The sequence below is a fragment of the Bacteroides sp. OM05-10AA genome (assembly GCF_003439055.1).
Taxonomy (GTDB): domain Bacteria; phylum Bacteroidota; class Bacteroidia; order Bacteroidales; family Bacteroidaceae; genus Bacteroides; species Bacteroides intestinigallinarum.
The window spans coordinates 101,704-114,728 of record NZ_QSUR01000003.1; the positions used below are offsets into that span (position 1 = coordinate 101,704).

Below are 13,025 nucleotides of genomic sequence, written 5' to 3' on the forward strand. Positions count from 1 at the left end.
TAAAATAAAGATACTATGAAAGTAAGTAAGAAAATATTTATCATATTTTCGATGATTTTGTTATTGGTGTCACCAGTCACATCTTTAGGTAAAGACATAAAATGGGTACTGGAGAGACCTGTTATTCCTGTGTTGGTAAAGAAACCGACAAATCCTGTAATGAAGATAACTTTAATCAGGACAGATAATCAACCTTATGTTATCCGGCAAATAGATCTGGATTTATTGGGGAGCACGAATGTGGCAGATATTGTTTCTGTTGCCATATATGGTGCGAAGAAAAATGGACTGATAGATACGTCTCGTTTACTTTGTAATGCACTTCCCGCTACACAAAAAATGTCATTTACTAATGAAGTGCAGGTTAATCAGGATTCTTTGTCTTTTTGGGTAGCCGTAACATTGAAAGATACGGTTTCACTGGATCATCGTGTTCAGGTTAATTGTAACCGGGTGAAAACCACGAAAGGCAATCTGAAAATTTTGGATAAAACAAGTAAACCTTTACGAGTAGGAGTAGCTGTACGACAGAAAGGACAGGATGGATGTATCTCATCACGTATTCCAGGATTAGCTACTAGTAATAAAGGCACTTTATTGGCCATTTTTGATGCCCGCTATGATTATCCTCGTGATTTGCAGGGAAATATAGATATTGCTCTTCATCGTAGTACAGATAAGGGAGTAACCTGGCAACCCATTCAAACTGTTTTGGATATGAGGGAATGGGGAGGTTTACCACAGAAATACAATGGAGTGAGTGATGCCTGTATTTTAGTAGATAAAAATACTGGTGATATTTATGTAGCCGGATTGTGGATGCACGGTCTGCTGGATAAAGACGGAAAGTGGATAGAAGGTCTGAATGAAAACAGTACGAACTGGACACATCAATGGAAAGGTAGAGGTTCTCAACCAGGAACAGGGCTAAAAGAAACTTCCCAGTTTATGATAGCAAAAAGTACGGATGATGGTCTTAGCTGGGGCTTTCCGGATAATATAACCTCAAAGACGAAACGCCCTGAATGGTGGTTATTTGCACCTGCACCCGGACAGGGAATTACGTTGACAGACGGAACGTTGGTATTTCCTACACAAGGACGTGACGAAAACGGGTTTCCTTTCTCGAATATTACGTATAGTAAAGATCATGGAAAGACGTGGGTGACCAGTAATCCTGCATATCAGGATGTTACGGAATGTAGTGTCGTACAATTAGGTGACGGCGCCTTGATGTTGAACATGCGTGATAACCGGAACAGAGGAAATAAAGACGTGAACGGTCGTAGAATCTGCACAACTATTGATCTGGGAGAAAGTTGGAAAGAACATCCAACTTCACGGAGAGCACTCGTAGAACCTACTTGTATGGCAAGTCTGCATCGACATGAGTATATGGAAGAAGGAAAGAAGAAAAGCATGCTTCTGTTTGTAAATCCGAATAATTATGGGACAAGAGATAATCTGACTTTAAAAGTTAGTTTTGATGATGGAATGACTTGGCCGGAAGAACATTGGATTCTTTTCGACCAATATCGTAGTGCCGGATATTCCTGCATTACATCCATAGATGAAAATTCAATAGGTATATTATATGAGAGTAGTCAGTCGGATTTAGCTTTTATAAAAATCAATTTAATAGAGATTTTAAAGTAAACGGACATGAATAATAAAACTTCAAATATATATCCTTGGGTAGTGGTTGGGCTGCTGTGGGGTGTTGCCTTGTTGAATTATATGGACAGGCAAATGCTTTCCACTATGCGAATTCCAATGATGGAGGATGTGCGGGAATTGGAATCAGCAGCCAATTTCGGTCGCCTGATGGCTGTATTCTTGTGGGTATACGGACTGATGAGTCCTTTATCGGGGATTGTCGGTGATCGTATGAGCCGCAAATGGTTGATTGTAGGTAGTCTGTGTGTGTGGTCAGGAGTTACTTACTTGATGGGATATGCCACCACTTTCAATCAACTCTACTGGTTGCGTGGAATTATGGGAATTAGTGAAGCGTTGTATTTGCCTGCTGCTTTGTCATTGATTGCCGATTTTCACAAAGACAAGACTCGTTCGTTGGCTGTGGGAATACATATGACAGGGTTGTATGTGGGACAGGCTATCGGTGGATTTGGGGCTACTTTTGCAGCAATCTATTCCTGGCATACAACATTCCATTGGTTTGGTATTATAGGTGTGGGTTATGGTGTTATTCTGGCATTTCTTCTGCGTGATAAAGAGAGAGGAAGTGTATCAGAAAATCAGAAGATGAAAAAGATTCCTGTATTGAAGAGCTTGGGAATGTTATTTTCCAATGTCTTTTTCTGGATTATCTTATTTTATTTCTGTGTACCGGGCACCCCGGGGTGGGCGGCAAAGAACTGGTTACCGACTCTTTTCTCTGACAGCTTATCTATTGATATTTCGGTAGCAGGTCCTATGTCTACTATTTCTATAGCTTTGTCCTCACTATTCGGCGTGTTGGCAGGTGGATATATATCCGACCGTTGGGTATTAAAAAATGTACGTGGAAGAGTATATACTGGTGCTATGGGTTTGGGGCTTATCATACCTTCCTTGTTGTTTATCGGATATGGCCATTCTATTTTCGCACTGGTGATGGGGGCTATGCTGTTTGGGATAGGTTTTGGTATGTTTGACGCAAATAATATGCCTATTCTCTGTCAGTTTGTGTCTGCACGTTACAGGGCAACTGCCTATGGTATTATGAATATGTGTGGTGTATTTGCCGGAGCTACTATTACGAGCCTTCTGGGTGAGTCGATGGATGCCGGACATTTGGGACGCGATTTTGCGTTGCTTGCTATACTGGTATTTGTTATGCTGGTCATTTTGGTCACTTGTCTGCGACCTAAAACGATTGATATGAAAGATTAATCCTTATATAATTTATTCATTCTAATTTTATTTTTTATGAAAAACTCAATAAAGCATACTAAAGATTTATTAATATTATCGATGGTATTTATCTTATCATCTGTATTTTCAAATATTCAAGCAAATAATATTAATTCTGAAGATATAAAGGTCTCTGGTGTAGTACAAGACCAGACAGGAGTTGAATTACCAGGAGTTTCAATATCCGTAAAAGGTATGGATAAAGGTACTATCACCAATGCTTCCGGTGAATTTTCTATAATGGTTCCTCCTAATGCAACTCTGATTGTCTCTTTTGTCGGAATGGAAACAAAAGAGGTTGATATTAAGGGACGGAGAAATATTGTGATTGTTTTGAAAGAGAGTTCTGTGTTACTTGATGAAGTCGTTGCCATTGGTTATGGTAAACAGTCAAGAGCATTAATAACAAATTCTATTTCTAAGATAAATAAAGAGGAATTTCAAAAAGCACCAGGACAGAATCCGTTATTACAATTACAAGGCAAAGTTCCAGGTTTATCCTTACAAATATCTAATGGACAACCGGGGGCAGACCCTCAAATATTTATTCGTGGAGGTAGTTCTACTTCACCTGAAAGTGATACTCCCTTAATAATTATTGATGGTATAATATCACAAGGATTTAGAAATATATCAGATATGAATCCTGCAGATATAGAATCGATAGAAGTTCTGAAAGATGCTGCTTCTACTGCTATTTATGGTTCCAGAGCTGCTAATGGTATAATCTTGGTTAAAACTAAAGCTGGTCAGAAAGGGAAACCTACTGTCAGTTTAAGGTATACGTATGGAGTGGAACAACAACCGCAGAGAATTCCACTATTGAATGCACGGGATTATATAACATTATCCCGTTCTAATATTGCGAAATTTAATCAGGCTGATTTGACATATAATGGAAAGGAAGATCAGGCAAAATTCTTAAGTGGTTCTTTTGGTATGTCAACAGGAAATCCGAGAAACTCTAAAAATACACTTGAATTTTTGGATGTTTATTTGCAAAAGTATGGTCAAGGTTATGTGAGTAATCTACTGGAACATGAGGGCTGGCAAACCATGGCGGACCCTGTTACGGGAAAACAGCTCATCTTCCAGGATAATGACTTTCAGAAAGCAACTTTCACAACAGGACAAAAGCATGAGGTTGATCTTAGTATTAGTGGAGGAACAGAGGCGATTAATTATTATGTAGGTTTAAGATATTTGAATCAGGATGGTATACTTAGAGGTACAAATTATAAAAATTATAGTGTCTTATTTAATGGAAATTATAAATTAAGTGAGGCATGGAGTTTGTCTACTAAAGCTAGTCTGCAGGTTAGAGATGCTGTGGGAGGTGGAAATACAGTCAATACTATATCTCGAAGTATATTAACACCACCGACCTACAGATTGTACTATGAAGATGGAACTCCAGCCCCCGGAGAAGGTATTTCTTCTTTTAGAAGTAGATTGCATGAGATTTATTATAAAACAAATTATGATGATACTAGTGTGTATAGGACAACTTTTCAGTTGGGTGCAATCTGGAATATTTTACCTGGGCTAGTTTTAAAACCAACAGCCTATTATTTTGGAACTGAAGGTATTGAGAATTATTTTCAGGCAGATAATGAGACGACTGGAAATACAATCCGTCCTGCTTCAGCTAAGCATAACTATGACAGACATTTGCAGGGAGATTTGGTTCTTTCGTATGATAAGAAAATCAAGGAGCATAATATAGGAGCTGTAGCAGGTGCCAGTTATACTCATGATTATAGTTACAGACTTTCGGCAAGCGGTAGTGGATCTTCTATAGATTTAATTCCAACATTAAATGCAACGGCAGATAGTACACAAAGAGCAAGTTCTACTAAGACAATGGAAGCTACTTTAAGTTATTTTGGACGTGTAAACTATGATTATAAAGGTAAATATATAGTTTCTGTCAGTATGCGTGCAGATGGTTCTTCACGGTTTGCAGAAGATAATAAATGGGGATTTTTCCCTGGAGTATCAGCTGGATGGAATATGCATAGGGAAAATTTCTTCAAGCCATTAGAAAGTATTATGAGTCGTTGGAAATGGCGCGCAAGTTGGGGGCGTACGGGTAATAACAATTTGAGTGTTGCCAATTCAAGAGGTGAGTACAAAATTACAGATACTAATTATCAAGGATCAGTAGGTATACTAAATACAACATTAAAAAATTCTCAATTACGATGGGAAACGACGGAATCGTATGATATTGGAGTCGATCTCGGATTTTTTAATAATAGATTGGGATTATTAATTGACTACTATAATAAACTGACATTTGATAGATTGTATGATGAACCTTTATGGAATTCTACGGGCTTTAGTTCGATTAAGAGTAATTATGGTTCAGTAAGAAACTCCGGAATAGAAATAGAGTTGAATGCTACTCCTATTCAAACCAAAGATTTTTCATGGGATTTATCATTGACGTTTGCTTACAATAAAGGAGTCGTAGTAGATTTACCGGATAATGGAGAGGAGAAAAATCGGGTAGGAGGTAATTTTATTTATGATCCTGCTACAGGAGGTACTAAAAAGGTTGGGGGAATTGCTGAGGGCGAAAAGTTTGGTGGAAGATGGGCGTTTCATTATTTAGGAACCTATCAAACGGAAGAAGAAGCAGCTAAAGCCCCTAATGATCCTAATGCGCAAGGTAGAAAGAAACATGCAGGAGATGCCATATTTGAAGATGTGAACAATGATGGGCAATTGGACTCTAAAGATATGAAATTCATGGGATATATCCGACCGGATAAGGTGGGAGGTATTGTCAACTCTTTCAAATATAAAGGACTTACTGTACGGGTTGTAATGGACTGGGCTATGGGACATGTGATAGATAATGGTTTTAAAGGACAGATAATGGGTAGTTCACGTAATAACAATAATGCCATAAAAGACGCAATGACCAATTCCTGGCAAAGTGCGAATGATGGAACGAAATATCCTAAATATACAGTTCAAAGTGATTACGATTATCAATATCGAAATCATATGAGATGGGATAATCAAATAGGTAGTTCTGAAAGTGGGAGTACCAACAATAGCCTGTATTTTAGTAAAGGAGATTATCTGGCATTTAGGGAAGTGTCTTTAAGCTATATGCTACCATCAACTTGGGTTAGAAAAATAAGATTGAGTGGAGTGGAAGTTTTTGCTGGAGCATATAACATAGGTTATATAAAGAAATATGATGGTATGTTTCCTGAAATATATACCGGAGTGGATTATGGGGTATACCCAAGGCCAAGACAATATAATATGGGAGTAAAAATTAATTTCTAATTAAATAAGACTTGTAATTATGAAACAAATTAAATCAATATTATTAGGAATTTCATTGTTCTTGTTACATTCATGCAATTTGCTGGATGTAGATACAGTTTCAAGTATAACGGGAGACGGGTACTGGAATACAAAGGGGGATGTAGAAAGCTATTTGATAGGTATTTATACTAAGTTACGTGATACTTCTAATTCAACTCTTCATTTTGAAGATAGAGGAGATGCTTTTACAACAGGTCTGGAAGGTGGTCCATCGAATTTGTGGGCACAGAATCTGACTTCACAAAACGGATATGGTTGGTCAAGTTATTATTCAGTAATTCAGCATTGTAATATGTTATTAAAGTATACACCTGGAATAAGTTTTGGAGTGGAATCTGATAAAAACAGGTTGTTGGCAGAAGCATATTGCATAAGGGGATATATGTATTTCTGTGTAGCTCGTATATGGGGAGATGCTCCTATAGAACTGGAACCGACAGAAAGTTCCAATAAGCCTAAATTAGCAAGGGAGCCGGCAGAGCAAGTTTTAGAACGGGCTCTAAGTGATGTGAATGCAGCAATCGATCTCTTTCCGGAAGAAAGTTATACGAATGGAAAAGGAAGAGCCTCAAAACCGGCATGTTATGCACTGAAAGCCGATATTTTGTTATGGAAAGCGAAAGTCTTGAATGGCTCTGAGCAGGATTTGAAGGATGTTATCACTTATGCTGATTTAGCAAGTAAAGGTCTTTCTTTTGAAGACAATTTTGCCGATATTTATGGTACTAAGTATGGAAAAGAAGTGATATGGACTATTCACTTTGAGATTTATGAAAAGGAAGCTCAATATAGTCAAAGTTTGAAGCCAAGAGATGTATTTGTGGAAAAGGCAGTTAATAAAGATGAAATACCTTATGCAAAAGGTGGGGCTCGCAGTACTTATGCACCAAGCTCTTTTTTAATAGATCTTTTTAATGCTAATCCCACTGATATTAGAACAAAAGAATCTTTTATAATAGCTAAGGATGCGGGAGGAAATGAGATCGGTATTTTCGATAATAAGATGAAGGGGACAAAAACAGAAGGAGATCGTACCTATGATTCGGATATTATCATTTATCGACTTGCAGAGATGTATTTGTTCAAGGCCGAAGCTTATGCAGCATTGAATCAGACACCTCAGGCAATCATTGAGTTAAATAAAGTCAGGGATCGTGCTAAGATAGGTATTTATAATGGAAGTACGGATAAAAAAGTAGTGGAAAAGGAGATTTTGAATGAGCGTGCAAGAGAATTATATCTTGAAAGGAAAAGATGGCCTGATCTTCTCAGATTCCATTTTGGTGGAACAATAGATGTCTATCAGGAAGTTCCGAACTTGAAAAAGAAAGCTATTGATAATATTATTATTCCATTATATCTCGCAATTCCACTAAGTGATATGAATATTAATCCTAATCTGAAACAAACCCAAGGATATGAAAACTTATAAGATTCTGACATGTATATTCCTTATGACGAGCCTATTCACACAGGCTTGTCAAAAAGATGATGATTCACAAGATACTCCGGTTCCACCTTCACCTGAAGAGGAAGTTCCAGCATCCCAATTCGATTATGTCTATAGTCAGGGAGTAGACGGATATGAAGTCTATAGAATACCTGCTATTGTTAAAACGCAGAGTAATACCTTATTGGCATTTGCAGAGGCTAGAAAAGCTAGAAGTAATGGAGACAGTGGAGATATAGATCTTGTTGTTAAGCGTTCGTCTGATAATGGAAAAACATGGAGTAAACAAATAATGATATGGGATGATGGGCAGAATACTTGTGGAAATCCTGTTCCGATTGTTGATGATAAAGGTAGAATACATTTGTTAATGACATGGAATTATCAAACAGATAAGTGGGGAACAATAACCAATGGAACCGGAGAAAACACTCGGCGTCCGTATTATACCTATTCGGATGATGACGGTGTCACTTGGGCATCTCCTGTTGAGATAACTTCTGCTGTGAAAAAAGAAAAATGGGATTGGTACGCTACTGGACCTTGTCATGGTATTCAAATTCAGAAAGGGACCAATAGGGGACGTTTAATTGCTCCAAACTATTTTACTACTAGGGAAAATGGAAAAGTGAAAAGTTATTCGCATATTATTTATTCTGATGATTACGGAAAGACATGGAAACCAGGTGAACCAACTCCGGTTAGTGGTGTTGGCGAATGTTCTGTTGCTGAAATAGGAGAGGGAACTTTAATGTTGAATATGAGAGCGGATGAAGGATTCTACCGAAAAAATAGTATTAGTCAGGATGGTGGTATAACGTGGTCTAATCCTCAGGCTAGCAACGATCAAATAGATTGTAAATGTCAGGGTAGTATACTATCAATAGGACAATCTGTTTTTCTCTCAAATGCAGCTTCTGCTACAGAACGTATTAATATGACTATTAAGAAAAGCTCTGATAGTGGAAAAAGTTGGAAAGGGCAATATGTTGTGTATGAAGGAAACTCTGGTTATTCGGATTTGGTTGAACTCTCTGATTCACAGATTGCTCTTATATATGAAGGTGGAGAAAAAAGATATACAGATGGATTGGCTTTTAAAGTTGTCAATATAAAATCGATACAATGAATTGGTGTCAATACATATTGTTCAGACTGTTTTTATTTTCCTGTTCTGATGTGCAGGAGAATACAGATATAAGTTTAACACGCATAAATATGAGTATAAAGAAAAGTGGGGATAATGGTAAAACATGGTCGGCAGGATATGTTGTATATAGTGGGGTTTCGCCTATTCTGATATCGTAATGTTCTCTGATAATGAAATAGGAATTTTATATGAAAATGGCAGCTCAAAGCTATACGAAAAGATTAGTTTTGAGAGAATTAGAATTAATAAAATACAATGAATTTAATATATCACTGATATGAAAAGAAAAGTTTTATATTTATTACAGTGTGTCGTTATGATAGTATTGTCTGCTTGTTCTGAAGATGATTTGCAATCATTACAGGCAGCATTTGAATCGAATGTTCAGGAAGTCACAATGGGTGAAAGTGTCACTTTCAAAGATGCTTCTACCGGTGAACCGACTAAGTGGAACTGGCATTTTGATGGAGGAGAACCAGAGACTTCGGTCTTATTCAGTCCTAGTGTTGTGTACAATAAACCTGGAGTTTATTCTGTCATTTTGTCTGTTGGACGAGGAAGCAATGTTAATGAAATTGTGAAAGAACAATATATTACTGTCAACTACCCATCTCAGATAACAGCCAACTTCTCTGCAGATAAGACTACTGCAACAAATGAAGATATTATATCTTTCAAAGATTTATCTAAAGGCTATCCTAATGAATGGTTGTGGAGTTTTACTCCTAAAGAAGGTGGAGAAATTATTACTTCAACAGAACAAAATCCACAAATGATGTTCTCTCCGGGAATTTATACGGTTAAATTAGTGGCAAAAAATCCGAAAGCATCTTCTGATAAAGTAATGGTAGATTATATCACTGTTATTGATAAGAATGCGATTGCCGCAGATTTTGGAGCACAATGCCGGAATACATATGCCGGAGGATATATTCACTTTTTAGATAAAACATTGGGAATGGTGGAAGACTGGAAATGGACTTTTGAAGGAGGTAATCCTTCTGTTTCAACAGATCAGAATCCTGTGGTGCAGTATGTAAATCCTGGAAAATATAAAGTGACGTTAACGGCCAAAAACTCGGTGAACAGTTCCGTAAAAGAGAAAGAAGGATACGTATATGTCATTTCTGCAGAAAAACTAGTGTTATATTTACCATTCGATGGTGATAATAAAGATATAGGTCCCAATCAATTGAACCCTGAAGAACTTATAGGAGGAACTGGGGCAAATGTCTATAATGCTCCGGCACGTTTTTCTGGCGAAAGTGCTGAATGTAGATTCGCTGCTCATTTCCAGGGAGATAAAGAAAATTATTCAATATTGTCTATTCCTGAAGAAGGGTTAAAGAGCCACTATACGGAGAGTGAGTTTACTGTTGCATTCTGGGTGAAGACTTCAAATATGACTGGAAAGAATGCTATATTCCATCAAGGTGTTGGTCCTGGTGCTACATATACTGATCCTGTCCCAAGACAAAGTTGGTTCAGACTTGATACTAGTGGTAAAACTGTTGTGTTCTGCGTAGAATATAAAGGTAAGGCTGGAAACTGGGCTGAATATGAAGGAAAACGGATGGATGATGGTGAATGGCATCATTATGTTTGTGTTTATCAAAAAGTTGATGGCAAAAGGGATAGTTATCTTTATATAGACGGAGAAAAAGTTATTGAAAAGAAAGGGGTTATTGACAAAGTAGTTGATAATTGGCCATATTACATTGGTTGTAATTATCGCTTTACTAATGGAGCATTTGCCCCTGAAAACTTTTTAAATGGTTATCTGGATGATTTTATTTTGTACGAAAGAATATTATCAGAAAGTGAAATAAAAGAATTATATAATAATTAAATATTAATAGGTAGAACTTCTCTATTATAAAGAGGAGTTCTACATTAAAGAGTTTTCATAATATGAAAAAAATTATCTCACTTGTTTTTATGTTTATTAGTTGCATTGGGATATATGCTCAACAAATAATGGACGCAACTGCGGCATATAAAAAGGCGAATGACTTATTGGAACGATTGACGATAGAAGAGAAGGCACTCATGGTCAGAGGATATAATAAATTCTTTATTAAAGGATTCGAAGAGAAAGGGATACTTCCCATTTATTTGTCGGATGCAACACAAGGAGTAAATATCCGAAATAATTTGCCTGATCCTAATGTGGTGAAACAATTGGAACGCTCAACAGCTTTTCCTTCTCCTATATTGTTAGCCTCTACATTTTCTCCAGATCTATCTTACCAATATGCAAAAGCTATTGGTGAGGAATGTAGAGCCGGAGGTATCGAAGTTTTGTTGGGTCCTGGATTAAATATTTATCGACAATCTCAATGTGCAAGAAACTTTGAATATTTTGGAGAAGATCCTTATTTAGTATCTCAAATGGTAAGTCAATATGTAACGGGACTTCAAAGTACAGGCACAGCGGCTTGTTTGAAGCATTTCTATGGGAACAACACCGAATTCTATCGTAAACGGAGTAATTCTATCATTAGCGAACGAGCTATGAATGAAATCTATTTACCTGGTTTTAAGGCAGGAATAGATGCAGGAGCTATGTCTGTAATGACCTCGTATAACCAAATTGATGGAGAGTGGGCTGGGCAAAGTTCGTATGTTATTAAGAATATTCTTAGAGAAAAATTGGGATTTAAATGGTTGGTAATGAGTGATTGGAATTCGGTGTGGAATTTGGAGAAAGTTATTAAATCAGGACAGAATTTGGAGATGCCTGGTTCATATAATTTTGGAGAATCTGTGTTGGGTTTATACCATCAGAAAAAAATCACAGAAAAAGATTTAGATGATATGGTGCGTCCTATTTTGGCTACTTGTATTGCAATGGGATTTTATGATAGGTCCAAATATGACTTGTCTTTGCTTGATAAGTATCAGGAGCATGAAAAAATTGCACGACAAGTGGCGGAAGAAGGAATTGTTTTACTTAAAAACAGAGATAATATTTTGCCACTTGATCCAACAAAGAATAGAAAAATATTATTGACAGGTAAGTTTATATATGAAATACCTCGTGGCTATGGAGCTGCAGAAGTAATCGGCTACAATAATGTAAGTCTGATTGAAGCATTACAGAGAGCTTTTGGCAGAACAGTGTATTATATAGAAAAGCCTACTGTAGCTGATATAAAAGAGGCTGACATCGTTTTGCTAAGTATGGGTACGCGAGATAAAGAAGCAATAGAACGTCCATTTGCTTTGCCAAAAGAAGATGAATCATTAATGCGATATGTCACTAAAAATAATCCTAATACTATTGCTATCCTCAATACGGGATCAGCTATTGATATGTCTGCATGGAATGATCGATTGGCGGGTTTGATTTACGGGTGGTATGGAGGGCAATCGGGTTTTGAAGCACTCACAGATATTATCACAGGTAAGGTAACTCCTTCTGGTAAGTTACCAATGACTATAGAAAAAACATTTGAGGACTCACCGGCATGGGGATACTTACCTAAAGGGGCGTCACTCTATAATGAACTTAAAAATGAGCATCTTATCAATGTGTATGATGTGAATTATGGAGAAAGTGTATTAGTGGGATATAGATGGTATGATACAAAAAATATAGAACCACTTTATCCTTTTGGGTATGGGCTTTCTTATACAACTTTTACATTGACTAAACCACGTTTGTCATCTAAAAAAATGAATGACCAAATGATAAGATGTTCGGTGACTATTACAAATACAGGAAGTCAGAAAGGAGCTGAAGTTATACAGCTATATCTCAAAGAAGATCAACCATCTGTGTTGCGTCCCGAGAAAGAACTGAAAAGGTTTAAGAAGATATTTTTAAATTCAGGAGAGAATCAAACTGTAGAATTTGAAATAACGCCAGAGGATTTGGCTTTCTGGGATGATGAAACGCATGATTGGAAAGTGAATTCCGGTCAATATTCTATTTTATTAGGAACATCCTCCAGACATATTAGTCATATTCTTTCTTTCACAAGAGAATGATTGTATAGCTGTCATCTTATTAGGAGATACAATAAACATGAATTTCAGTTATGATGGAAAATCAAAAGGTCTTGATATATCGGCAAAAGGCTTTTGATTAATCATGAATTAGTAGGTTGAATCAAGTATTTTTCTTAATAATCAGTGTTTTCAGTAGCTTATTTTTAT

General features: G+C 36.8%; 7 protein-coding genes. All 7 read left to right on the forward strand.

Translation table 11 applies throughout. The features are described from left to right. Positions 1-15 precede the first annotated feature (15 nt). The 7 genes from DXB58_RS03100 to DXB58_RS03135 all read left to right on the forward strand — a co-directional run bounded on the left by DXB58_RS03100 (position 16) and on the right by DXB58_RS03135 (position 12,857). On the forward strand, positions 16-1,656 hold the full coding sequence (locus tag DXB58_RS03100; protein WP_122135877.1) for a sialidase family protein: 1,641 nt from the start codon (positions 16-18) through the stop codon (positions 1,654-1,656). A 6-nt stretch (positions 1,657-1,662) separates the two neighbouring features. After that, the gene (locus DXB58_RS03105) at positions 1,663-2,895 is read left to right on the forward strand and encodes an MFS transporter (protein ID WP_004304167.1); all 1,233 of its coding nucleotides are present in this window, start codon (positions 1,663-1,665) and stop codon (positions 2,893-2,895) included. Positions 2,896-2,931: 36 nt separating this feature from the next. Beyond that, positions 2,932-6,222: a TonB-dependent receptor gene (locus DXB58_RS03110; RefSeq protein ID WP_122135878.1), complete on the forward strand. Its 3,291-nt coding sequence runs from the start codon at positions 2,932-2,934 to the stop codon at positions 6,220-6,222. Positions 6,223-6,241: 19 nt separating this feature from the next. Continuing rightward, positions 6,242-7,696: a RagB/SusD family nutrient uptake outer membrane protein gene (locus DXB58_RS03115; protein ID WP_122135879.1), complete on the forward strand. Its 1,455-nt coding sequence runs from the start codon at positions 6,242-6,244 to the stop codon at positions 7,694-7,696. Continuing rightward, a complete protein-coding gene (locus tag DXB58_RS03120; RefSeq protein ID WP_122135880.1) occupies positions 7,683-8,843 on the forward strand; it encodes an exo-alpha-sialidase in 1,161 nt (386 codons plus the stop codon). The genes DXB58_RS03115 and DXB58_RS03120 overlap by 14 nt, the downstream gene beginning before the upstream one ends. Positions 8,844-9,141: 298 nt before the next feature. Then, positions 9,142-10,713, forward strand: a complete 1,572-nt coding sequence (locus DXB58_RS03130; RefSeq protein ID WP_004326615.1) for a PKD domain-containing protein — start codon at positions 9,142-9,144, stop codon at positions 10,711-10,713. Between the two features lie 62 nt (positions 10,714-10,775). Continuing rightward, positions 10,776-12,857, forward strand: a complete 2,082-nt coding sequence (locus DXB58_RS03135) for a glycoside hydrolase family 3 protein (protein WP_122135882.1) — start codon at positions 10,776-10,778, stop codon at positions 12,855-12,857. Positions 12,858-13,025: the final 168 nt, after the last annotated feature.